The sequence below is a fragment of the Bradyrhizobium sp. CB1015 genome (assembly GCF_025200925.1).
In the GTDB taxonomy this organism is placed as follows: Bacteria; Pseudomonadota; Alphaproteobacteria; order Rhizobiales; family Xanthobacteraceae; genus Bradyrhizobium.
On sequence record NZ_CP104174.1, the window covers coordinates 2,411,238 to 2,436,083 of the forward strand.

Below are 24,846 nucleotides of genomic sequence, written 5' to 3' on the forward strand. Positions count from 1 at the left end.
AACTACTCCATCAGCTAAGAGCCCGCGCATGCCCGCCAATCCCTTCATTGATCTCAGGTGTTTCCTGACCGGAAACACAAACGACTATATGCATCAGGGGGGCTGGCGCTACGTGATCCTGGCGCTGTTCTGGGTGCTCACGATTGCCGCCATCGGGATGGCCGAGCGAAATTGGCAGAAGGATCCGACGCAACGCACCGGCCGTCATCTGGGTGTCTGGGTCTTCAGGGTCTCATCGGCTGCATGTGGTTTCAGGGCATGTTGTGGAAGCTGCCGCTGCCGGCGTCCGATGGACTGCAATACTGGATTGAGCAGGAATCAACCAATGTGGCATTCGAGTTTCATCGTACGTTCCTGAAGGATGTCGTGCGGCCTCACATGACGATCTTTGGGCCCATTGTTTTCTGGCCGAGCTGGTGTTTGCGGGATCGATCCTCGGACTTGCGGTGCGCTTTGCCGGCGTCCTGGCCGTCTCCTACAGGGTGCAGCTCTGGCTTGGCCTCTACGGCAACGCCTCCGAATGGCCTCGGACCTATAATGAGTTAATCTCTTGAATGAACGAGATCGACAGTGAGAAACAACGGAATAGATGTCCTATGGAGAGACGGCGAACGCATATTCTGTCGAGAATGGCGGACAAACAGTAATGGCGAGCAAACGAGGGTTTTCACCGTCAGCAACTTGGCTGCGATCCCATCCGCTGACAGCCTGGCCCGTCTCTCTCATGAATATGAATTAAAAGATCGGCTTCACGGCGCATGGGCGCTTTGCCCTCTCTCGCTCGTCAATCGAAGTGGGCGCGTTGCATTGCTCCTCGAGGACAATGACGAGGAACCTCTCGAGGCTCTGCTCGGGACACCATTTGAGCTTGGCCGCTTCTTGCGGCTCGCCATCAAGTTGACTGAGGCGCTCGCTTGTGTTCATCAACAGGGGCTCGTCCATAGAGACCTGAAGCCCGTGCATATTTTCATTGGGCTCGGCGAGGAGCATGTCCGGCTGACCGGATTCGGAATCGCGACACAGCTACCGCGCATGCGGCGTATGTCCGAACTGCCCGAATATGTCGCGGGCACTCTTGCCTACATGGCGCCGGAACAAACTGGCCGCATGAATCGTTCCGTTGATGCGCGCAGCGACTTGTACTCGCTCGGTGTGATCCTCTATCGCATGCTAACGGGCACGCTCCCATTTACCGCGTCAGAACCTGGCGAGTGGATTCATTGCCATATAGCGCGAACGCCAGCACCTCCAGAACAGGGACTAGCTGACATTCCGGCCCAAGTTTCGAATGTCATCATGAAGCTGCTCGCGAAACCCGCGGAGCATCGATACCAGACGGCAGTCGGTCTCGAACATGACCTGCGGCGCTGTCTTGTGGAATTTGAAACGAATTACCAGGTTGTTCCGTTTCCGCTAGCAGAGCTAGATTTATCAGACCGTCTGCTCATCCCTGAGAAGTTATATGGCAGAGAGGAGCAAATCGGAACGCTTACGACGGCTTTTGATCGCGTCGTCCGGAGCGGCACTCCCGAGCTGGTATTGGTATCCGGGGGCTCCGGTATCGGCAAGTCTGCGATTGTTGGAGAACTACGTAAGGTCCTGATGTCAACGCACGCGCTATTTGCATCAGGAAAGTTCGACGAGCGGAGGCGAGACATTCCGTACTCGACATTGGCACAGGCCTTCCAGGGGCTTGTACGCCAATTGCTCGGGAAAACCGAGAACGAGTTACGAGGATGGCGCAACGCTTTTCTGGAATCAATCGGACCAAACGGCAGGCTCATTACCGATCTCGTGCCTGAACTCGAGCACATTATCGGTGAGCAACCGGTAGTACCAGAACTCCCTCCTCAACAGGAAAAAGGTCGCTTTCAGCTTGTATTTCGTCGGTTCGTCGCGGTGTTTGCTAGACCGGAACATCCGCTAGTGCTTTTTCTCGACGATCTGCAATGGCTCGATGCTGCAACGCTGGACCTCATTGAGGATATGACAACGCGGCTAGACCCGCGTCATATGCTTTTAATCGGTGCCTTCCGCGAAAATGAGGTCGACGCGCTTCATCCGCTTTCACGGACGCTGAAATCAATGAGCGATGCAGGAACCGCAGTCACTGAGATTCGTGTCGATGCCCTTGAGCACCATCATCTAGCGCAGTTAATAGCGGATGCGCTGCACTGCGGTCTCGAACGCGCCGCATCGCTTGCGCGCCTAGTGCATACGAAGACCAATGGTAATCCATTCTTCGTGGGTCAGTTCTTGAATGCTCTGGTCGATCGCAACGCTATTGTTCCCGATCGCGCTTCGGGATGTTGGCATTGGGATGTCGAAAAGATTCAGGCGTCGCGGCACACGGAGAACGTCATTGAACTGCTGGCCGATAAAATCAAGCGTCTTCCGGACTCGTGCAAGGAGGCGCTACAGGAGCTTGCATGTCTGGGCAACACGGGAGATGTTCTGGTCATTTCCAGAATTCGACAGTCAACTGAAAAAGATGTGGATGCGGATCTATGGGAAGCATGCCAGTTGGAACTTATAGAACGCTTGCCGGATAAGTACCAGTTCGTCCACGATCGGATACAGGAGGCCGCGTACTCGCTCATACCCGAGCAAACACGCGCACAGAAGCACCTGCAAATAGGAAGACTTCTCGTTGCACATACTCCCGCGGCGCATCTCGAGAAAGCGATCTTCGACATAGTCGGGCAACTCAATCGGGCCAGTCATATCGTGACGGGCGAGGAACGCGAGCGACTGGCTAACCTTAATCTGATCGCCGCCCGGCGTGCCAAAGCATCGTCAGCTCACACTTCTGCACTTAAATACCTCATCGTGGGGGCCGCTCTATTGGAGGAGAATAGTCAGCTTCGTCTACGCGATTTGATATACGCACTCGAATTCGAGCGTGCAGAATGCGAATTTCTGACGGGTGAACTACTGGCCGCGGACGCGCGCCTCGAGAGGTTGAACATCCTTGCCGTCGGTACAAAAGAGCGCGCCGCCGTCACCTGCCTGAGGATGGATATTTGCACCGCAAATGGCCAGAGCGATTGTGCGATTGCTATCGCGCTGGACTTCCTGGCGCACGAAGGCATTCACTGGTCTGCCCATCCTGCAGACGAGGAGGTGCGCCGGGAGTACGACCAGATCCTGCATATTCTGAACGGCCGGCCTATTGATGAGATCCTCAGAGCCCCATCCATGGAGGATCCAACATCGCTGGCTGTCATGGAAGTATTAATCAAGGCGCAGACGCCTGCCATGTTCACGGACCTGAACCTCGCGTCACTAGCAGTCTGCAGGGCAATAAGCATCAGTCTCGCGCATGGCAATAGCGATACGTCGTGTTTTGCCTATGTAATGTTCGCGCGCGTTGCCGGTCCACGTTACGGCCATTACGACGCGGGCTTCCGGCTTGGTCAATTGGGATTCGACCTCATCGAACGGCAGGAAAACAGGCGATTCCGTGCGTCGACGATTTTGGTGTTTGTGTTCACCGGCCTCCGCTGGATCGAGCACGTTCGGTCGAGTAATGCCTTGATCCACCGCGGTTTCACGGATGCAAACAATATTGGAGACCTGCTGTATGCCTCGTACGCTCGGAACAACCTGAATTCGCATCTTCTCTTTGCCGGCGACCCATTGGACCATGCCGAGCGCGAAGCCGAGTGGGGACTCCATTTCGTGCGAAACGCCCGCTTTGGGCTGGTTGAACACATCATCGCGACTCAACTTGCATTGATCAAGGCGTTACGCAGGTCAGGTAAACAACCTGCTTCCCTCGGCTATGAGCACATGGACGAGCACCAGGTCGAGCAATACCTTTCGAACAGCCCTGCCTTGGCTATCGCTCAGTGCTGGTACTGGATTCGCAAATTGCAGCTGCGTTATCTGATCGGGGATTATACGGCCGCGATCAATGCGCTATCAAAAGCACGCACGCTGCTATGGACATCCCCGCTTTTTCTCGAGGAAGCGGACTTTCATTTTTATGCGGCGCTTGCGCTCTGCGCGTCCCTGACCGGTAAGCCGATCGAAGAACGGCAGCAGCTGTGCGAAACAATTGCTGCTCATCATCATCAGCTCGAGATCTGGGCCCGGAATGGACCGGAAAACTTCGAGGATCGGGCCGCGCTCGTCGGTGCGGAGATAGCGCGCCTCGAGGGACGAGACCTCGACGCGGAACGCCTTTTCGAAAAAGCGATTCGCGCCGCGCAGTTGAACGGCTTTCCGCACAACGAGGGCCTTGCCAGCGAACTCGCTGCGCGCTTTTACACTGACCGCGGCGTGGAGATTGTCTCACACGCCTATCTGCGCAACGCCCGCTGCTGCTACCTTCGTTGGGGTGCCAACATCAAGGTCCGGCAGCTCGAGGAGTCGCATCCGCATCTAGTTGCACACGAAACCATCACCTCACTCGACACTACTTTCGGCGCGACTGTCGAAAGTCTGGATCTCGGCACTGTGCTTAAGATGTCAAAAGCGCTGTCAGTCGAAATGGACTTCGAGAAATTGATCGACACGATCATGCGAATGGCGATGGAGCATACCGGTGCTGCACGTGGTCTGCTGATGCTTTGGCGAAAGACGGGTTTAAATGTCCAGGCCGAAGCCGTCACCTCGAGCGACTCGATCACGGTGAGGCTCTGTGATGAGCCCATAAACGATACGACCTTGCCCGAATCGGTTCTCAACTACGTTGCGCGCACAAGGCGCAATGTTTTACTCGACGATGCTGTGTCGGACGTTTCGTTTTCCGCCGACCCTTATATTAACGCGCACCAAGCACTCTCGGTGTTGTGCCTTCCGCTGGTCAACCAAGCCAATCTGATCGGAGCCATATACCTCGAAAATCACCTGGGCCCGGGAATCTTCGCATTTAGCCGGATTCCCGTGCTCAAGCTGCTTGCATCGCAGGCGGCGATCACGCTGGAGAACGCCCGGCTGTACCGCGATTTGTTCGAACGCGAAAGCAGGATCCGGCGTCTCGTGGACGCCAATATCATCGGAATTTTCATTTACGGAAGCCAAGGCACCATCACTGAAGCCAATGACGCATTTCTTCAGATCGTCGGATGCGACCGCGATGACTTTCAGTTCGGCGAAGTGCGGTGGACAGATCTGACTCCTCCGGATTGGGCCGAACGTGACGAGCAGATTTGGGATTCCAAGCTGAAACGCGACGGAACGTTACCTCCATTCGAGAAGGAGCTTTTTCGCAAAGACGGCCGCCGTGTCCCGGTATTGCTGGGCATCGCCAACTTCGAAGGGAGTATGGACGAAGGTGTTGCCTTCGTGCTGGACCTGACTGAGCAAAAGCGCGCTGAAGCTGAAGCCAGCGAAAGCGAGTCGCGATACCGGGAAGTGCAATCGGCGCTTGCCCATGCAAACCGGCTGACGACCATGGGGCAACTCCTGGCGATGATCAGTCACGAGGTGAAGCAGCCTCTCGCCGCGACTATCACACTTGCGGACGCGGGGCAGCGCTTTTTGGGTGGCGCCGATCCGAAAGTCGACGAGGCACGTCAGGTATTCTCCCGTATCCGACAGGGCGGAATTCGGGCGAACGATGTCCTTGATCGCATTCGCAGTCTGGTCAAAAAAGCACCGCAGCAAAAGGAGACACTTGATATTAATACGGCAATTCACGATGTCGTCGCCCTTTCTCGGGCGGAAGCGAGTCGCAAGGGCGTTATTATGCAGACGCAACTCTGCGAGACGCTACCCCTCGTTGAAGGAGATCAGGTTCAACTGCAACAGGTCGTGCTAAACCTCGTATTCAATGCAATCGAGGCGATGAGCGAAAATTATGACGGTCCGAGGGATTTGGTCATTAGTACCAGTCGGCGCGACGATGAAAGTGTTACCGTTGCTGTGAGCGATACGGGCCCCGGTGTCACCCAAGCGGACATTGAGCGGATCTTTGAGCCGTTCTACACGACAAAAACATCGGGCATGGGAATGGGTCTGTCAATTTGCCGTTCAATCGTGGAAGCGCACGGGGGAATGTTGCGCGCATTCACTAATGCGCGACGAGGCGTAACTTTTGAAGCTTCCATACCCACGAAGAAGGGCGTGTCCCCGTTGATGGTGTAGCTCGGTAGAGCAAAGCCGTCCGCACGCGCGCCCTCCCATGGAGCCTAGCGGGGGGTGGCTTTGCGGTGGTCACCGGCAGTTCGCCGGTAGGGTCAGGTTGCTGACACAAACCTGATTCGAGGAACCGATGACCGATGAGATGATGAACCCCCGCACGCTCGTGGAGAAGATCCCTGATGCGGAGCTGCTGCGCGAGATGATCGGCTTTGCTGCCCAGCGCAATGTGGGATCGCGCGGGGCGCTCCCACTGTCGATGATCGGGTGGATCTAGCGAGGTGCTCGAGCTCACCGGGATTGCGACCGTCTGTTGCCGAGCGCCGCTCGCCCTTTTTGGCTCTCCCTTGGTATGTCGTGCTCGCCCGCGAGGGATGCTCCGCTCTTCGCGTGCGTGTTGCGCGCGCCGTTCCCTGCGGGTGCTCGCGACATTGTCTTTTCAGGTCGGAAGGTCCCTTCTCCCCTTCGTCTTGTTCTTGTTCCGTATGAAGCTGACCTCCAGCTCTTCGCCGTTCACACGGACGAGTTGACATCGCCGATAGGCGAGCCCGGTAGACGAAAGCAGAAGAAAGAATTCACTCAGTGTGAGGCCTTCAATCGACGTTGAATTTGGAGTCTCGCATCGCGCTGTGAAACATCTTTAAGGCTACCTGCGGCGCCAGGTGCCGTCGATAGCCATCATGTTTACCGGTAGCGGGTACTCGAAAATGACCCGTCGGCCTTGTTGTTCTTTTTCTCCAGCCATGGATGGTCCGAAACAGATCTTCTCTGTACTTCACCCGATTCCGCGCGTTCGCTATTCCTCGTCATCATCACTCGACCGCGCGATCGCGCGCTGCATCAACCGTGGCGCTTGATCCCGCGTACTACGAGATGGCGCTCGTTCGGAACGATCGCGCCCGATCCTTGACCGCAGTTCCCTTATATCGCAAAAGACGTCGGTCTGCCGTCGCAACTCATCGGCGATCATTGACGTTTGAGTAGCGAGGCTGGATACGACGGTAACACGGACGCCGTGACGCTGCACCGCCTCTACCAGCGAACGAAAGTCACCGTTTCCCGAGCATAACACCATTTCGTCGATGCGATCTGCGAGCTCCATCGCGTCAACCGCAATTTCAAGGTCGATGTTGCTTTTGACCTTGCGACGGCCGCTCGCGTCTACGAATTCCTTCGTGGCCGTCGTCACCACGGTAAATCCGTTGTAGTTCAGCCAGTCGAGCAGCGGGCGCACCGACGAGTATTCCTGGCTCTCAATGATCGCGGTGTAATAGCACACGCGCACAAGCGTCCCCCAGCTTTCGAATTCCTTAAGCAGGCACTTGTAGTCGATATCGAAGCCAAGCGCTTTTGCGGTTGAGTGAAGATTGGAACCGTCAATGAACACCGCGATCTTGCTGGAGCTGGAAGCTATTAAGATGTGATCTGCGTTCATTCATGTGAGGCTGGAAGGTGCACGCGGTTGATGGGACGAAACACCGAGCCAGTTGATCTAACATCATCAGGAGAAAGTTGTCGTCAGGCGGTGAATCAAATGCGAAAACCTCTCTCATCTTTTTTAGTACGAAAACGTACACTTGGATGTCCGATTATTCGGAAGGTATCGGGACGTCCAATCTGATGTATGAGGTCCGCAACAGATTACTGCGTCTGCTTCCACCTGATGTACTCAAGAGCGTTCTTTTGCTAGCTAAGGAGGTGCCGCTGGCAAAACGCCAAGTTCTTCATCGCTACGGCGTTCGCATGCAGCAAGTCTATTTGATAGAGACTAGCCCAGTGTCGGTCGGTGCGAAGGTGGGGCCGCAAGAGTTCGTCGAGGTGTGGTTGATCGGCTCGGAAGGGCTCGCCGGAATACATTGAGTGGGTGGGAGAGGTTTCGGATCACCCAGGCCGGAATTACCGCTGCGGCGGTGATGTGAGTTGAACCACTGGGTAAACAACGAACTCACCAGCGCTATCTGTATGGTTTCGGGGAGTGGTGGGGGCGGATGATTGGCAGTCCGCGCTCCGTCAAATGGATGAAGCGTGCGGCCGACATGCTCGCCGTGACAATATTTTCAGTTAAGTAGATCGCGCCGTCGATTATGGGAGCTGCAGCAGCTTTCTCCGCGCCTTTCGTCAAGTGCATGGACAGGTCGCGGGAGAATCTGAGCGTGATGGACAGAACTCTGATTGAAGATGCGCGAGGTGGCAACAGGAGCCGCAGCAGGCAAAACCGCCGCGATGCGATCACATCTGAATTGAGATCGATGATAAATGGTTATCGGATAGATAATCACAGGGCATTTCCCTTTATCCGGCGGCGGCGACACCCTCAAACTTGTTCGCAGAGGCGCGCCATTGCTCACGCCGCCACTCCGACTCGAAGAAGGTCCACAATCAGGAGGCTATAAATGCCAGTAAAGCAGCCGGTTCTCACGCCGCCCGGGGGCGGCAAGACGGTGAAGTTCAGTGCGGGTTCGAGCATCGAGCTGAAAGTGGAGAGCAGCCAGTCCGGAGGCGAATATGGCACTGTCCTGTGGACGCTGCGGGCCGGAGAGGAGCCGCCGCTGCACACCCACACGCGCGAGGACGAGCTGCTCTACGTGGTGCAGGGGAAGCTAATCGCGCGGGTCGGCGATGCCCGCGTCGAGGTGGGGCCGGGCGCCTACGCGGCTCTTCCCCGCGATGTGCCGCATACGGTCGAGGTGGTCGGCGATCAGGCGATCCTGCTGGTCAGCTTCGTGCCGGGTGGGCTGGAGCGCTTCTTGGTCCCCCGGGACGGCGAGAAGCCGGATCCGGCCGCTTTCGGCCTGGCGTTCCCCTAGTGGCGTGGACCGGGACGCGCGGCGTTCGCGATCGAGCGCCTGCGCGGGCCCGGACGCCGGCCGCTCCCGACCGCGCCAGATGATTGATTGCACGCGCTCGCCGATCGGCGGTATCGCACCGCCGTACAGCGGCGTGTCGCGTGATCTGCGGCTAATTTCACGTGGCACGCCGGCATGCACTGAAGGTGGAGGTCCAGACGATGCTGTCCTGGGAGCCCGAGCGCATTATCTTCGCGCACGCCCGTTGGCACGACGCAAACGGCGCCGCTGAGCTGCGCAACGCATTTAGGTGGCTTTTGAAGGAGTCACAGTGAAAAACGCATGCGCCACGTGCTCTCGTCGGATGCTGGGCGCATTCCACGATTTCACGTTATGCGAACGACGACAGGCCGACGCACAGCGGGACTCACGGATTGGTTTTGAGGCTCTTCGCAAAATGTTCAACGAACGCGCGCGCCGCGAGTTTCGCTCCGCGTCCGGCCGGGAATATGGCGTTTACGTCGGCGGCGCCCATGTTCCAATCCTTGAGGATCTGCACTAACGCACCCGACTTGAGTTCGGCGCGACAGCCCCAGAGACTGCAGGCCACGATCCCGATTCCGGCGACGCCGCCAGCCACGGCCGCTTCGTTGATGTTCCCCGACAGAGGAGCTTCCACCTTTATGGAAACGGTTCTTCCGTTCTTCTCGAAGCAACAGATGCCATTCGAGCCCGGGACACCAATCAACACGGGATGTCCGGACAGATCGTTCGGCGTTTTCGGGTAGCCAGCCCGTTTCAGGTAGGCCGGCGAAGCGGCGATGAGCAGAGGATTTGACCCGACCCGTCTTAGAGTCGCGGAGGAATCCTCCAACTTTCCGGACCGGATCGCGACGTCGATCGCGCTCCTGATAAGGTCTTGGCGACCATCGTCCATCGCCAAATCGATCCGCAGCGCAGGGTGCTTCGAAATGAAGGCGGGAAGTCGCGGTATGACCTCCCGGATCGCCATGCTAGGCGACAACCCTATCCGGAGCACGCCGCGAAGTACGCCCTTGCCGTGGATGGCTTGGGTCGCTTCTTCCAGAATGGCAAGCGCAGGCTCGACCTTCGCGAGGTAGTCCGCCCCGGCTTCGGTGAGCACAACGGCCCTTGTCGATCTCGCGAAGAGGGCCGCGCCTACCTCGCGTTCGAGCGACGCGATGTGTCGGGACGCCGAAGGTTGCGAAAGTCCGAGATCCTTGCCGGCCCGCGAGAAGCTACCGGTATGTGCGACACGGACGAAGAGTTTTAGAGCAAGGAGGCGATCAGTCATTTCGTCTTTGCGCAGAGATTGGTCATGTTCGAGCTTAGTCCCGGATCCAACTTATGCGAAAACCGAATGAGTGGCGAGCCTCACAAGGCGGTGAGCTTCATGCCTCCCGGTGTATAGCCCGACGCGGGCGATCAGGGCTTGGTTGGCCGAAACGTACGGCGTGCGGTGGGCGAACCGGCTGAAGCCGCCCCAATCCTTGGAGCGGAAAAGACCCCAGCTCTCTCCGGGCGCGGGGTCAAGAGCTGCCGACGCGTCAGTAGCCGCTGGTCATGGCGCGCTATTCCGAACCGGTCGCTGCTTGCTTTGAACCTTTGAGAGCAGCGAAGAATTTGCCGATGAGTGGTGGTCGGAGTTCAAGCCTATTGAAAGAGCACGAGACTAATGACAACAGCACCACCGATTCGGAAGTTAATAGTCTGGCCCTCACCTTACGGAATGTCGGGCTGTACCATTGCCGCGATCCCGCGTTCTATCTCGGGCGCAAGTGTGGCCTGTGCGGCGTCAACTTGGAGATCTGCCCAGCGCATGTTTTTATAGTTGAAGCCGGCGGGTAGAGTGGGCTTCACCACCATGAAGTAGGGCGATAGATCGAAGTCGCGCGGCGCATATAGAGACGAATGACGGATCTCGGCGATCTCGCACCGCCCGGAATTGTTCTCCATGTGCGTGATGTTGGGCAGGATCGGGTAACGCACCGCGTCGAATGCCTGCGCAATCAGAGACGAACAGATGATCCGACGCGAATCGCCGGAGCCGAGCGCGATGGTTCGTCGACGCCAACGTTGCGTGAATGGACAAGGGAATAGATAGCGCATGAGGTCGATGACGTTTTTGAAATCGTAGCCGAGACCTATCCGTTCGAATGCGTAGCGGCAGACCTGTTCGCGGTCCGCATCGCTCAGGCCGACTGGCCGGCATATGCGGGTTTGGCAATGCAAATACTTCGACAGAGGCGCGGACACGACCCCTTCGTCGATATTGGCTTCAATCAGGACGTGCGGCTCGCCGCCATTTGTGGCGCCCGATATCGGTCCGACGTACAACGCCGAATGCGACCATGTCGACTGAGTGATATATTTGATGCTGCTGGAAATACGACCTTTGCCCTCGACCAGCAGGACGTCACCGGGTTGAAGAGTGTGGCGTAGGGCGGTCGTTGCATCGTCCGAGGTGAGGGGCTCACACCGATTGGCCCGCTTCTGCAGCCGGGCGATCAAACGTTCGACGTTGTCGAACATCCAGCCCATCACTCTTTCCTTTCTTTTTGGCCGTTCCCGTATGGCAGTTTCGGACGACTGTTCCCTCTTAGCCAAGCCTATTCAGGAAAGACGGACCGGACCATTGCACTGAGGTCCATCTGCGCAATGCATTTGTCTGAAACGACCATACCAAAGGATACGATTTGACCACCCGGGCCGTTCCCAGTGTTGGGAAAGCCGCACTTGGTCCGGCGGCTGCTATCAACGCTGCTCTTCATCGGGCGCACGTGCGAGATCGCGGGGTGGAGCGAGTTGACCAATGAGGGCGCTCGACGCCTCTATCGACTTTGCACTGGGGCTAATTTCGAGTTTTGACCTTCGCGTCGTTTCACCTACGTGCAAGGGTCATGTCGCTTCAGTGGATAACAATTGGCAGGCAGAATCGCCTGGCTCCGTTGAGAATGGCTCAAGAACCAGTGCGCATGACCGCGGAAGGTTAAAACCGTTCAAACAGACGTTCGCCTTCCTCAAACCGGAAGCATGTTGATCACTGTACCAAGAACAAAGCACAGCGACCCGATTAGATAAAGCCAGTTCGCTAAATTGCCCATGCGACATCCCGTCGATTGGCCGGCTGGGGTTCTGCGGCCTTGTTCATTTCAGCATCTCTCCTCAGGAGAACGCAGGGGAAGTTTATCCATACGGCGGACACGTCGGCGTATCGGTCCAGGACGCCGTCGCAAAAGCGCTGAGGCGTGGTGCGGGAAGTTTGACGTGTAATATCGGTAGCGGTCTGCTCCATGATATGAATCATACGTTGGATTGCCCCAACTCGAACTGTCGGCGAGATAGCCTCAGTAGGAAGCATCGGGATGACCCCGCTGCGCCCAATAGCGCTGGTCCGTTGTCACGGCCGGTATCGCCACCTTGGTCGAACTGGTATTAACCGGTGCAGCAGACGATTTAGCGAGGGTCTGCAGCAGTGCGAGAGGAACAGCAATTGCCACGCTTCCCACTTGAATCTTCACGGCGGCCCCCTATTCGTGTTGATACTGACTGTCCACCACCGACGAGAATGACCTTCTAGCGCTGCTGAGGGAAATCACGTCCCGCTATAGAGTCGATAAACGATCGTTATTGCCGCCGCAATCCGCAGGTGCGATAGCCAGGAACTCAACTGGCGCCAACTGCAGAGACTCCGTTGCCGCCGTGGACCAATCGACGTTGCGCGTGCCGCTGCATTGACCTAGACCATCTTGGTCATGACGCAGCTGCTACAGTCGACTTGTCGTGCACCATCCTCGCACACTCAGGTCTGGTAGCGGCACGATCCAAGTCCCCGGCCCGTCATTAGATCCGAGCTGACCGGCGAGCGCGTTACGTCGCTTTCCGTCTCATTTTTTTGGTACGAAAACGTACAGTCGGATAGCTCGGTTGCTCAGAAAGTATTAGGACGTTGAATCTGATGTACGAAGTGCGCAACAGATTACTACGTCTGCTCCCACCTGACGAACTCAAGCGCGTTCTGTCGCTCTCGGAAGAGGTGCCGCTTACGAAGCGGCAAGTTCTTCATCGCTACGGCGTTCGCATGCAACACGTCTATTTCATTGAGAGTGGTCTTGTGTCGGTCGGTGCCAAGGTGGGGCCACAAGAGTTCGTTGAGGTGTGGCTGATCGGTTCAGAAGGGCTTGCGGGAATACATTTCGCGTTGACGGCAAAAACGCAGCCAATGCACCGTCGAATTGTGCAGGTGGCCGGCGCGGCTAATCGACTCACGGTGGATCGCTTTCAGGAGGCGATTGCTCGTCTGCCGACTTTCCGCAGCGTGGTGCATGCCTATATCGCTTCCGTGCTTATTCAGACCGCTCAATCAGGGGCATGTAATACGTCCCATCAACTACAGCAGCGCCTTGCGCGATGGCTCCTGATCGCGCGCAATGCCCTGGGATCTGACGAGATCCCTCTCACGCACCAAGTGCTTGCTCAGCTTCTCGGAGTACGTCGTGCAGGCATTACGGACTGCCTTCTTCAACTCAGGGAGGATGGGCTTATCGAAATGATGCGTGGCTGCCTCGTCGTCCGCGACGCTTTTCGGCTGGCGCAGATCTCCTGCCATTGCTGGAGCTTGATCGAGCGCGAGAACCAGCGACAACTGCTGAATATTGGGACTCCGAACAGCGAATCGTTGGTGCATGGGAACCGGTAATTATCTGCGATGCCACTCCAAAAATGGCTGGTTGCCAAGGTTTGTTGCAGTTGGCTCCCTCGGCTCTTCGATCTGCTCGTTCAAGCGAATCCGTCACGATTGGCCTCGAGGACCCGTCTTCACTTCGCATGCGGAGACGAGACGAGTTAGTCATCTTCAGTATCTCCAACATTCGGCAGGGCTGGTAGACGAGAGGCACATTTGTGTCCCCTTATGCAGGACTACGCCGTCCGAAGTGGCAAGGCAGGCACGACCCGGCGGTACCTGACCGCACGGGAATTAGGAGCACAGGAATGGAAGAACAAGAAGCTTTGCGTGTGATGCGGGTTCTCATCGACCATGGGTGCGGACCGGATATCGATATCGCAGACGCTATGGCACAGTCGTGGCTCACAGAGGCAGGTCTCAATGATTGCGAATCTGAGCGCGGAATTGGGTTTGCCGGCGATCACAGATGGATAGTTCTGAGTGGGTGGAGGAGATTTCGGATCACCCAGGCCGGACTTAGCGCAGCTATGGGACCCATGATCGGTCCGAAGTCAAAACAGAAGTCGATCTAATGTGTCTAATCAGGGCAGCTTGCGCGTGTCTCCCAACTGCGTGGTGCACCCGCGAAGCAACATCTCGATGAACCGGTCGTGGAATGCTTCTAAAGTCTACAGCTGAAGGCTGCCAGCGAAGCTGCGCTCAGAAGAAGGCTCAATAATTCGAAACGGATTAACCGACATCTGTCGGCCAGCGCATAGTAACCAATCTCGCAGACCTGTGCAGCATGTCGCGCGCCACAGTCGCGCGGCAATTCAAGTGAAATCATGGAGGCTCGTTGAACGCTTTATTGACCGAGATCCGGGCACCCGCCGCAAACGGATGAGCGGAGGGATAGCGTTGCGTGCTGCTCCATCTAGGACCCCCACGAGAGCCTTTGGTCTTCAGAAGTGCGCCATCGCTCGTCAGCAACTCCAGATGCGCTACGACAAGCTCCGGCCGCGTCATTGACCTCCGGTGAGGTAGCTCCTCTTAAACGTTGCCACAAAACGATCTGGGGCGGATCCTGTATTTTCGAGGTACCGACCCATTGCGACGGAGATGCCGCTATCACCCCTCGACTTTGATGGGGAGTTCAACTGCTGTGCCGCCGAGACAATCCCGAAGGCGTCACAACTGGCTCCTCAGGCGCGTTAAAAACTGAAGTCGTGAGCAGGATAGCGGCGGCGAGGAGCCAGTAGTACTGGGCATCTAGCTGAGCGAATTTTAAGGCAAACGGCACGATAGCAAATACAACGCCGACTGCACGATCGACCCAAAGGTGCAGCCAATAAGGAATGATGCGGACCAACCCGGTGGGATGGTCGGTCATGGCGGCCAAGAGCAGCGCGGCGACACCGACAACAACCGAAAGCCACATTGCGAACGGCCCGCTCTGGCCCAGCTTCAGCACGAACGGCGCCGCGATTAGGACGAACGCGACGGGATAGTCTATCAGATAGGCGTGGAAAGACTTGGTGATGAAGCGAAATGACATCGGTGACTCCTGCGCGATTGCTGGGGCCGGCCCTTGCGACGAGGAGATTGCCCCCATCCAAGAGGACGATGGGGCCTCCCCACGGCAGCGGACACTGTGCACAACGGTCGCGAGTCCGGTTAGACGCACCGAAAGGTATGCCGGAACGCCAAACATTAGAAATGACGGATCGTTATCGTTTCCATTCCACTCGCGCCTCGCCATGGGCCAGCGAAATGGCGACTGGTCTTGCTCGCCCTTGCTCGTGCGAAAGTACCAGCTGATGCGCTTATCCGTTCCTTCGCGGACTACCTTGATAGGATCGAGTGTCGGGTCGAATAAAAGGGAATTATGAACCTGGATTGGAGATTTCAGATGTTCGCACGTAAGCAAGCGAGCCGGCTCGACGAGTGGCTGGTTTAGGCAAGCGGCACAAACCCGCAGCGCTCTCGACGCTATGGAGGCGGCCCGACCTTATCGATTGTTTCGCGGTCGCTCTAAGCTTTTAACATTTAGGAAGCTCAACTTCCTGGGGCGCTCCGTCCTTCCGAGCCAGCTGCGGCTGAATCAAACAGAGGCGCTTGAGACGAGTGGTGCGGCGGCGTCGCGCCGATCGTAACGCACGGTCGGCGTACGCATTCCGACGATCTCCTCGCCAACTGTTGGATGCACCGCCATGACCGACATGAAGTCTTTCATTGTTGCTCCGCTGCCTATGGCGATCGCGAGCACCTGGATCAACTCGCTGGCTTCGTGAGCGAAGATATGGATCCCGAGGATCCGGTCAGACTCGGTATCCACGATGACCTTCAGAAGAGAGCCCTCGCAATCCCCTGTTACGGCCGCCTTCAATGGGCGGAAGCGGACCTTGTAGACGTCGACTGCGAGGTACTGAGCTCTGGCTTCCAGCTCCGTCAGACCAACAGTGCCGATCTCCGGGCTGGAGAAGACCGCGGTTGGTATATTGGAGTAGTCGACCTGCGAAGGCTTTTTGCCGAACACCGTGTCGGCGAACGCTTGGCCTTCGCGGATAGCGACGGGCGTTAAGTTGAATTGGTTCGACACATCGCCCACAGCGTAAATATTGCCGATGTTCGTGCGCGAGTTAGCGTCTACGATGATTCCGCCCTCCGCCGCAGTCTTGACCCCGGCGCGATCGAGTCCGAGCGAACTCGTGTTCGGAGCGCGCCCGAAGGCGAGCAGTACCTGGTCGGCCACCAGCCTCCCGCCCTGTTCGGTCGTAACGTCAATCCTTCCTGCGTCGTCGCCACCGCCGACGTTCCCGTCACGTCTCTTGAGGCGGCAGATGCTGTCGCAAAACATCAGCTTAATGCCACGATTCGTGTAGGACCCGGCCATCGCTTGGCGCACATCCTCGTCAAAGCCGCGGAGGACATTGCTTCCGCGGCAGACGACGGTGACGTCGCTTCCCAACGCGGCGAACAGACCGGCGAACTCCATTGCAATGTATCCGGCGCCCCCAATTACAAGCTTCCTAGGGAATGTCTTCATGTCGAAGACGTCATCCGAGGTGATACCGAGCTCAATGCCCTCGAAGGGAGGCAGTGCGGGGCGTGCGCCTGTTGCGATCAAAATCGTGCGCGCCCGCACGCGACGGCCGTCCTGGAGGAGGCGCACCGTATGCGCGTCGTCGAGCACAGCGCGAGACCTCACGACCTCGACGCCTGCACGTTCTTGGCCGGCGCCATACAGCCCTTCCAGACGCGCAATCTCGCGGTCCTTCGCCGCCACGAGCGACGGCCAGTCGAAGCGAGGAACCGGTAAGTGCCAACCGAATTCTGTAGCCTCGTCGAATGTGCCGCGGAAGCGGCCCGCGTAGACAAACAGCTTCTTCGGCACGCAGCCGCGGATAACGCACGTCCCTCCCAGCCGGTACTCCTCGGCGAGCATCACCTTCGCGCCATACGCGGCTGCAACGCGCGCGGCCCGTACGCCTCCTGAACCGCCGCCGATGACGAACAGGTCGACGTCGAACTCCGGGTCGTGGGGAGGCTTTGAAGCGTCGGCCGCCGGCCTCGACCCGTCTCGTGGACCCTGCAATCCATTTGTATTACTCAAGTCAGGTATCCAGTTCATTCTGTGAGGCCGGTCGAGATGCGTGCGCTGATGCACGCGCGTTAGCAAATGTCCTGTCAGACGGGCAGCTACTCTGGAGCCGAATGGCCTGAGTTCTACCGCACGCGCTGTTACTTCGGACTCGCGGCGTCGCTTTTTGGATTCAGTATCGGCGTCGAGCAGATCTTACGCCACCCGATTGGGCAGACAGAGGCCCGGCAAGCGCGGTCCGACGGCTAACGTGTGTGGCCACAGGGCTTCTGCTTTGTCCAGCCGATCCGGTCACCCGAATTTCGCGAGCTGGCGTTGCTCTCAAGCCCTTCTAGTCACCTCGAACAGGAACCATGTACGACGTTCCGCCTCGTCAATCCAGTTCTCGATCAGGCTAGCTGAAGCTGCATCGCCATGTTCGTCGCAGATATTACGTGTCTGCCGCAGGCGCTGGCTGAGCGCGAGGTTGTCTTCTTTCAGCTCGGCTAGCATGCCGTCAGGTGTGACGAAATCGGCGTCATTGTCCTTGATATGTTTCACTCTGGCGATGTGGCCGATCGAGCGAATTGTTGTGCCCCCGATCTTGCGGGCGCGTTCTGCGATGTCGTCCGTCATCGCGAAAATCTGCGTCGCCTGCTCATCAAGAAGAAGGTGGTAGTCACTGAAGTGCGGACCTGAAATGTGCCAATGGAAGTTCTTGGTCTTGACGTAAAGCGCGAACACATCTGCCAGAAGCACGGAGAGGGCGGCGGAAATATCTGTGGTAGCATTGGAGCCGAGATTGCTCGGAGTGTGGAGTGGTGCCTCACGGAGCTTTCTCGTTTCCTCTAAACTCATTGTGGTCTCTCCTTCAAGGTGCTGCTGTGTTGTTGTTCGTCGGGGGTGGCTCTGAATAAGAAAGCTTCGCGAGTAGAGACTGCCCAGTTCCAGACGGCGCTTTGACGTTGGCCCGATGTGGTCGGTTCCGCCCCAATGACTATCTACGTCTGCCTACGTCGGCCTGCGCCGGAGCTCCTCAAGACTGTTTGAGATCCTCGACCAGCATCGCCGCGGCATGGCGCGCGAGTGCCTGGGTTGGGGCGTTGGTATTGCCGCTAGTGATGTTCGGCATGATCGAGGCGTCGATTACCCGGAGGCCGTCGACCCCTCGGACCCTGAGCCTCGCGTCAACCACTGCTCGCGCATCCTGCCCCATCCGGCACGTGCCAACCGGGTGAAACATCGTCGTCACTGCACCCTTCACCCATTCGCCGATCTCTGCATCGGATTGGATGTGCGGGCCGGGATCGATCTCCTCCTCGATCACCGGCGCCAACGCCTCCTGCGCCATAACCTCGCGGATCGCGCGTACCGATTCCACTGCGGCCCTCAGGTCTTCCTCCTCGCCCATGAAGTTCGGATTGATGAGGGGCATCGACGTCGGGTGGCTATCGGCCAACCGCACCCAGCCACGGCTCTTGGGCTGAAGCACCACGAGTTCGAAAGTGATGCCGGAACGGTCTCCCGTCGGGCTGACGCCGCCAGTTGCGACGATGGGCACGTGGTAGCATTGGATCGTAGGTTCGGCAGTAAAGTCCGACGGATTCCAGTGGGAAACCGTCTCGATGCCATTGCCCGCCGCCGGGCCATCCTTGGTGACGAAATAGCGCAGGCCCGCCTTCACGCTGCCGAGGCCATGTGCGGCCGCTTGGTAACCCAGATCGCCCTTTACATAGGCGCGGACCGGCACGATCGCATGGTCCTGGAGATTTTCGCCCACCTCCGGAGAATCGACGATAATGGCGACGCCGTGCTGGCGAAGCTGCTCCGGTGGCCCGATGCCCGAGTGCATGAGGATCTTCGGGCTATGGACCGAACCGGCCGACAGCACAACCTCGCCGGCCATGATCATCTCGTCATCCATGAGCTCGACGCCGACGACCCGATTGTTCTCGACGAGGACGCGAACAACGGTCTTGCCGGTCAGAAGAGTGACGCGGCCCGAAGCGAGGTGCCGACGGAGATAAGCGTCGACTGCGCTGCACCGCCGCTGGTGTCCGACCGTTGATTGCACCGGAGAGACGCCGATCTGGCTCTCGCCGTTGTAGTCGGGGTTATAGGGAAGCCCATATTCCTGGAAGGCTTTGAGGCAGTATTGGTTCAGCTCGTTGATGCCCTTGGGCTGCTGGATCGACAGACCACCATTGATGCCGTGATATTCATCGTGGAACGTGTCGTTGCGTTCCTGCGCCATGAAGACGGGAAGCAGGTCTTCGTACGACCATTTGCCGGTATCGCCGACCGCGGCCTGCCAGGCGGCGAAGTCGCGCTTCTGGCCTCGGACATAGGCCATCGCGTTGATCGAGGAACCACCGCCGAGCACCTTGCCTGAGCGATATGCTCGCTTGGTGCCGTGCTGGGGCACTGTCTCGTATTTCCAGACATGCCGATCTTGGGCCAATATTTTGGCAAAGCCGGCAGGAATATGGATGAAAGGATCGCGGTCCGTGTCGCCTGCTTCGATCAGCGCGATCGAAACATCGGTGCGTTCGGCAAGATAACTCGCGACCACACATCCGGCCGCCCCTGCACCAACAACGACGATATCGAAGGCTTCTTGAGACATCAGCGTCTTCTCTCTCTCTGCGCCAATCTGTATCGTTCAACGCCCCTAGCCGGCGGCGCGCCATCGTAGTGCCTGATCCTGAGATTGATGGGACCTTGCGAGTCCGACAGTGACCTTGCATTGTGGGCGAGGGAAATCACCTCTCGCCATGAAGTCGATAGACGATCGTTATTGTAGCGCGCCGCATGCATGATGCCGCAGCCAGGAAAGATGCGAACCTTATCGGACGCAAGACCGACGCTTCTATTCTGCAGCGAGTTATAAGCCGCCTTCAGTTGGCAAACCCGCCTTGAATGGCGTCGCGGCATGCTCGACTGAAGCTGCGAGTTCGTGCGGTCAGCCCCGAGAGATGTTCACAGATGGTGCACGATACTGGCGAGGAGCGCGTGACACGTTGGACATCATGATGCGCGTGAATACCTCCCCGCATTCGCACGATCTAACGAAGTCTTAGACAGATCGGTCATCTTGACGCCGACGCATTCGAAGATCACTTGGAGACGAGCACACTTTTGAGCGAGAAACTCCCGCTCACTGCTTTGGCGCTGAACGGAGCATTCACTAACTCGAGGACCCGCGATCTCATCAAGAAGAGGTGGGTACCGAACTGCGTTCACAGATGAACGACCACCTTACAGCGCTGAAGCTGTTCGCTCGCGCAGCTCGCGTGGGGAGCTTTTCGGGGGCAGGTCGTGAAGTCGATTTCTCTCAGCCCTCCGCATCACGCCTTATTGCCGCCTTGGAGGTCGAAGTCGGGGCGATTCTCTTTAGCCGAACACCCGGGCGATCACGCTGGCCGACGCTGGAGCAATCTACTTAATGCGTGTAGAGGCGCGATCCTGGCCGAGCTTGAGGAGCCCGACCACGAGGCTCGCGGCACCGGAGAACTGCGAGGGGTGTTTCGCATCGGAACCTCGTCGAGTTAGGTCACTCCTAGGTTGTCGAAGCGAAGGCCGGGCTGGGGATCGTCGCCTCAAGCCTCATCGGTGCGGAGGCCGAGTTGGAAAGTGGGGCGCTCGTTCGTATTCTCGCCGAGGGCTGCCTCCGCATCTGACGAATGATATCGGTCTGAGAAAATCAACACTCCTATGCACTAAGAGTCGCCTTCATCATAAGCAGTGGACATTATTGACACTAGTTGATCCTTGCGCGCCGCGTCGATGGCATCAAATCCATAACCAAAGGTGATTGGTTCATCGAGTTTCGTCGCAATAGCTTCGTTCGTATGCAAAGAATGCGGAAGATGACGGCCCACCATACCAGGCGGGGGAACGGCGGGCCGGCGAGAACCAGATCCGCCGACCGCGTCCTATCAGACCCGCCGGGGGCAAGCTGAGAAACTCACATTGCCCCCAAATGAGATGTCGAACAGTCCTCATCGCAGCAACATTGCCGGAACGACTATGACCAATGGAATCCCAATGACTAACGCCGTCATCGACTGTATCTTGAGCCGAAGCGCGGCTAAGTATTACGACCCCGCCGCCACTTTGAGCGACGAAGAAATCCGTGAGCTGGTGCGGATCGGCACCACTGCGCCGACATCCTTCCATTTGCAGAATTGGCGCTTCATCGCTGTGCGCACGCCGGAAGCCAAAGCGCGTCTGAGTCCGATCGCTTGGAGTCAACCGGCGATCACCGAGGCGGCCGTTACCTTCATCGTCTGCGGCCAACTGGCCGACTCCGGCGTAATACCTGATCGTCTGGCACCTCTGGTGAAAGCCGGCATCATGCCTGCGGAGATGGTGCCAGAATGGGAGATCCCCGCACGCGATCTGTACATGGAGTACCCGCAGCGCCAGCGCGACGAAGCAGTACGCACCGGCACCTTCGGCGCGGCGACGATGATTTATGCGGCCCGTTCGCTTGGGCTGGGTTCGACGCCGATGATCGGTTTCGATGCTGAGGCAGTGCACCGCGAGTTCGGGCTGAGTAAGGACGAAGTACCAGTCATGCTGTTGTCCGTCGGGCCGGAGCGCCCGGGAAATTGGCCGCAGAAGCCGCGCCGCCCGGTGAGCGACGTGCTGGAACTCGTGTGATATGGATTTCGGGGACTAGTGCCAAGAACTGCAGTTCTAAAGCCGGAACAGGTACCTGCCGATTGCAAACAGACCCTCGACGCGTTTGCCAAGACCATCGGGTTCACCCCAAACATGATGGCGACCTTCGCGCAAAGCCCGATCGCGTTTAACGCCTGGGGATTCCCTGCTCGGGGCCTTGAGCAAGGCGCTCGACGTGAAGACACGGGACAGCATCGGCCTCGCGGTCTCTGAAGTGAAGGGCTGCAACTACTGCCTAGCCGTTCATAGCTTTACGGCCGAGCATATGGCCAAGCTTCCGGCCGATGAAATAGCTCTCGCTCGGAAGGGGCACGCCATTGATCCGAGGCGGGACGCTGCCGTCCAGTTTGCGCGCAAGGTCATTGAGACACGAGGCCCCTGTCAGTGATGCCGAGCTGAAAGCGGTCCGCGACGCCGGCTATATGGACCGAATGATGGGAGGGTGTGTCGGTTGCAAGCCACCGACCAAAATGATCGCGCAGGGCCAGGGCTGTTCCCTCACCATCCTTGGCATTAGATGGCTCTGTACGCACTTGACGCCTCGTCAGTCGTGTCAAGGCGGGTAGGGCCTCCTAAGGAACGACGCCGGGTGAAGCCAACGCCCCATTCAGGACCTCGCTGGCAACAAGTCGTCGGAGATCAACAAAGCGGGGGTAAGCATCGAGAGGCTGGTCGAAGCCTAATCCACGATCCACTTTGCTCGGGCTCCAGGACGAAGCAATGTCAGGGGTGGATGGCCTCGCCGCCCTTGGTCTCTGAGAAATACTGAGGCGCCTCGCGACCGTCGTACTTTCCGTAGTCGCGTACAATCCGTACTCTCCGAACCCTTGCGCTGTCATCCAGCACGGAAGTGTCTTCGTACGCCTGCGCTGCAGCCGCGTTCTTCCAAGACATGAGCAGAATCAGATCGCCGGGCGTGAAAGCATCGAAGATATCCCAGGACGTGCTTTCGGCGGCCCATGGATTCAGGCCGAGCCGCTCGGCGCATTCGTAGGCGTTGTTGGTCCGCTTCCATTCCGCGGGGCGAGTCGCGTTAATCAGAGTGACCGTCGTTCCCTCGCCGACTTCGGTCTCATCGAGCCTTTGCTCGGAGAGGGCGTACCCCGGCGGCACTTGATTGTCAGCAGTGATCTGGCCGATGCGCAGGTGGTAGTCAGCAAGGATTTTGTCGCGGCCCTCCTGCTGAACCTCATGATGGGATCTGCAGGTGCGCCAGCGCACGAGCGACTTCTCATCCCGCCAGTTCGAGAGTGAAAGGATCCAGCCCTCGCGGGTCAGGCTACGGTAACGGACGTTGTCGACGAAGCCATCGACCAGCTCAAGCTCGGGACGCAGTATCTTAACGTTGTGGAGATAGTCATTCCAGTTCTCTCTATTGGGCAGCGTCTCGAAAATCACTGAAAACATGTCGTATCGCGCTCCTTCAGTGCCGCCGCGTAATCGATCTCGATGTCGAGTGCCCCGGCCATGAACGCACTCGCAATTCTAGCTGTCCTAAGCTGTACGCTCTCGACCACACCCTGACGACCGCGCCCACCGCGATCGCGTTATTGATGAAGAGTCCACCTCAAAGCGATGTTTCGATACTCGCGTCAACACTTTTGGCGATTATCGAGAGTTCCGCTCGGGCTACTCGTCGAGAAGGAAGAGCTGCTCCGACACGGTCCTCGACACCAGCGCCGGCGCACGTCTTGCAGACGATCTATGGCAGACGTCAACCACGCCCCACCGGCCTCCACAGCGTGCCGGCCTATGGCTGAAGACGCCAATGCGGACTGGAAATCATCTTCCCAACCACTCACAATTTCGCTTCGTCGTAAGAAGCAGATGTTTCTACTCGTACCACACCTTTGACTTCTCGCACGCTGCATCGATGGCATCGATTCCATATCTACAGGTCATTGGACCACCGAGTTTCACATCGTATTTTCGATCCTCTGCGAAAATATTGGATCATGATGACATACCACACTCGAAGAGGTGGACGATGAAAGTGATTATAGTGACCGACCAGGCCGCGGGAACGACCGGAATGAAGCTGGGAGAGCGGTCCCAGCCGCAGGCCGCGATAAACGACGTTGTCGTTGAGGTTCATGCGTCAGGATTCGTTGGGACTGAGCTGGAGTGGCCCTCGACCTGGACTGATCGTAGCGACCGCGACCGGACGCCGTCGGTCCCCGGGCACGAGTTGGCCGGAGTGGTCACCGCCGTCGGCTATGGCACGACAGGGCTGTCGCTCGGGCAGCGAGTGTTCGGCCTCGCCGACTGGTACCGCGACGGTACCTTGGCGGAGTACGTCGCGGTCGAGGCACGCAATCTCGCGCCGCTGCCGGGCGACGTGGACTTCACGGTTGGCGCGAGCTTGCCGATCTCGGGCCTGACTGCATGGCAGGGACTGTTCGATCACGGTCGCCTCAGGGCGGGCCAGAGCGTCCTCGCGCACGGCGCCGCTGGCGCAGTCGGTTCGATGGTGACCCAGCTCGCACGCGAGGCCGGTGCCTACGTCATCGGAACCGGACGCGCCGCGGATCGTCAGAAAGCGCTCGACTTCGGCGCGCAAGAGTTCGTCGACCTCGAGAACGACGCCTTGGAAGACGTCGGCGACGTCGATCTGGTATTCGATCTTATTGGCGGCGACATCGGAAAACGGTCCGCGCGGCTGGTTAGAGCCGGAGGGACGCTGGTGTCCATTGTCGGGCCAAGCGAGACACGGCCCGCCAACGTCTTGACAATCGACTTTGTTGTCGAGTCCGATCGCGCCCAACTAAGTGAGATCGTCCAGCGGGTGCGAGACGGACGGCTGCGGACGAACATCGGTATCGTCTCGCCGCTCCACGAGGCTGTGGCCGCCTTTAACCAGACCGAGCGGATCAACGGGAAGAAAATCATCCGCGTTCGTCCGTGAGCGGCACGCGCCTATCGATGCACGTGGCCAACCGGCATTGCCCAGTTCAGGCTGCCTTCTTCGATGAAGTGAAAGCACGTGGGTGCCGTTCGGCCGCGCTGCGCGGATTGGCTTT

At 58.1% G+C, this 24,846-nt stretch carries 17 protein-coding genes and 2 pseudogenes; 10 read left to right on the plus strand and 9 right to left on the minus strand.

The window, feature by feature from the left end:
• Positions 1 to 28 precede the first annotated feature (28 nt).
• The 3 genes from N2604_RS10940 to N2604_RS10950 all read left to right on the plus strand — a co-directional run bounded on the left by N2604_RS10940 (position 29) and on the right by N2604_RS10950 (position 6,364).
• On the plus strand, positions 29 to 358 hold the full coding sequence (locus tag N2604_RS10940) for a hypothetical protein (RefSeq protein ID WP_260374711.1): 330 nt from the start codon (positions 29 to 31) through the stop codon (positions 356 to 358).
• A 212-nt stretch (positions 359 to 570) separates the two neighbouring features.
• Positions 571 to 6,093 carry a trifunctional serine/threonine-protein kinase/ATP-binding protein/sensor histidine kinase gene (locus N2604_RS10945; RefSeq protein ID WP_260374712.1) on the plus strand — a complete coding sequence of 1,841 codons (5,523 nt, stop codon included), beginning with the start codon at positions 571 to 573 and terminating at the stop codon, positions 6,091 to 6,093.
• Positions 6,094 to 6,220: 127 nt separating this feature from the next.
• Entirely contained in the window at positions 6,221 to 6,364 is a 144-nt protein-coding gene (locus N2604_RS10950) for a hypothetical protein (protein ID WP_164940669.1), read from the plus strand.
• A 162-nt stretch (positions 6,365 to 6,526) separates the two neighbouring features.
• On the opposite strand, the pseudogene N2604_RS39730 reads toward N2604_RS10950, so the two are convergent.
• Positions 6,527 to 6,832 (minus strand): annotated as a pseudogene (locus tag N2604_RS39730) (hypothetical protein).
• A 51-nt stretch (positions 6,833 to 6,883) separates the two neighbouring features.
• Entirely contained in the window at positions 6,884 to 7,522 is a 639-nt protein-coding gene (locus N2604_RS10960; RefSeq protein ID WP_260374713.1) for an NYN domain-containing protein, read from the minus strand.
• A 146-nt stretch (positions 7,523 to 7,668) separates the two neighbouring features.
• On the opposite strand from N2604_RS10960, the gene N2604_RS10965 reads away from it, so the two are divergent.
• Together N2604_RS10965 and N2604_RS10970 are read left to right on the plus strand one after the other, a co-directional pair.
• Positions 7,669 to 7,947, plus strand: coding sequence for a hypothetical protein (locus tag N2604_RS10965; protein ID WP_260374714.1), 279 nt, complete (start codon positions 7,669 to 7,671; stop codon positions 7,945 to 7,947).
• A gap of 533 nt (positions 7,948 to 8,480) precedes the next feature.
• A complete protein-coding gene (locus N2604_RS10970; RefSeq protein WP_128935432.1) occupies positions 8,481 to 8,894 on the plus strand; it encodes a cupin domain-containing protein in 414 nt (137 codons plus the stop codon).
• A gap of 406 nt (positions 8,895 to 9,300) precedes the next feature.
• Here N2604_RS10970 and N2604_RS10975 read toward each other — a convergent pair whose 3' ends face one another.
• Together N2604_RS10975 and N2604_RS10980 are read right to left on the minus strand one after the other, a co-directional pair.
• Entirely contained in the window at positions 9,301 to 10,188 is an 888-nt protein-coding gene (locus tag N2604_RS10975) for a LysR family transcriptional regulator (RefSeq protein WP_128935431.1), read from the minus strand.
• 428 nt (positions 10,189 to 10,616) lie between these two features.
• On the minus strand, positions 10,617 to 11,435 hold the full coding sequence (locus N2604_RS10980; RefSeq protein WP_260374715.1) for a YiiX/YebB-like N1pC/P60 family cysteine hydrolase: 819 nt from the start codon (positions 11,433 to 11,435) through the stop codon (positions 10,617 to 10,619).
• A gap of 1,417 nt (positions 11,436 to 12,852) precedes the next feature.
• On the opposite strand from N2604_RS10980, the gene N2604_RS10985 reads away from it, so the two are divergent.
• The gene (locus N2604_RS10985; RefSeq protein WP_260374716.1) at positions 12,853 to 13,593 is read left to right on the plus strand and encodes a Crp/Fnr family transcriptional regulator; all 741 of its coding nucleotides are present in this window, start codon (positions 12,853 to 12,855) and stop codon (positions 13,591 to 13,593) included.
• 1,120 nt (positions 13,594 to 14,713) lie between these two features.
• Here N2604_RS10985 and N2604_RS10990 read toward each other — a convergent pair.
• The 4 genes from N2604_RS10990 to N2604_RS11005 form a co-directional block, all read right to left on the minus strand.
• Positions 14,714 to 15,115, minus strand: a complete 402-nt coding sequence (locus N2604_RS10990; RefSeq protein ID WP_128935428.1) for a hypothetical protein — start codon at positions 15,113 to 15,115, stop codon at positions 14,714 to 14,716.
• Positions 15,116 to 15,661: 546 nt separating this feature from the next.
• Positions 15,662 to 17,077 (minus strand): glutathione-disulfide reductase, encoded by a 1,416-nt coding sequence (gene gorA / locus N2604_RS10995; protein ID WP_260376207.1) that lies wholly within the window; start codon positions 17,075 to 17,077, stop codon positions 15,662 to 15,664.
• Between the two features lie 405 nt (positions 17,078 to 17,482).
• A complete protein-coding gene (locus N2604_RS11000; RefSeq protein WP_260374717.1) occupies positions 17,483 to 17,998 on the minus strand; it encodes a Dps family protein in 516 nt (171 codons plus the stop codon).
• A 178-nt stretch (positions 17,999 to 18,176) separates the two neighbouring features.
• On the minus strand, positions 18,177 to 19,766 hold the full coding sequence (locus N2604_RS11005) for a GMC family oxidoreductase (RefSeq protein ID WP_260374718.1): 1,590 nt from the start codon (positions 19,764 to 19,766) through the stop codon (positions 18,177 to 18,179).
• Between the two features lie 619 nt (positions 19,767 to 20,385).
• Between N2604_RS11005 and N2604_RS39735 the strand changes: the two genes are divergently transcribed.
• The 3 genes and pseudogenes from N2604_RS39735 to N2604_RS11015 form a co-directional block, all read left to right on the plus strand.
• On the plus strand, positions 20,386 to 20,586 hold the full coding sequence (locus N2604_RS39735; RefSeq protein WP_409241705.1) for a LysR family transcriptional regulator: 201 nt from the start codon (positions 20,386 to 20,388) through the stop codon (positions 20,584 to 20,586).
• Between the two features lie 601 nt (positions 20,587 to 21,187).
• A complete protein-coding gene (locus tag N2604_RS11010) occupies positions 21,188 to 21,805 on the plus strand; it encodes a nitroreductase family protein (protein WP_260374719.1) in 618 nt (205 codons plus the stop codon).
• An 18-nt stretch (positions 21,806 to 21,823) separates the two neighbouring features.
• Positions 21,824 to 22,254, plus strand: a pseudogene (locus N2604_RS11015) (carboxymuconolactone decarboxylase family protein); the annotation flags it as partial.
• A 295-nt stretch (positions 22,255 to 22,549) separates the two neighbouring features.
• On the opposite strand, the gene N2604_RS11020 reads toward N2604_RS11015, so the two are convergent.
• Positions 22,550 to 23,233, minus strand: coding sequence for an antibiotic biosynthesis monooxygenase (locus N2604_RS11020; RefSeq protein WP_260374720.1), 684 nt, complete (start codon positions 23,231 to 23,233; stop codon positions 22,550 to 22,552).
• A 580-nt stretch (positions 23,234 to 23,813) separates the two neighbouring features.
• Between N2604_RS11020 and N2604_RS11025 the strand changes: the two genes are divergently transcribed.
• Positions 23,814 to 24,731, plus strand: coding sequence for an NADP-dependent oxidoreductase (locus N2604_RS11025; protein WP_260374721.1), 918 nt, complete (start codon positions 23,814 to 23,816; stop codon positions 24,729 to 24,731).
• Positions 24,732 to 24,846 lie beyond the last annotated feature (115 nt).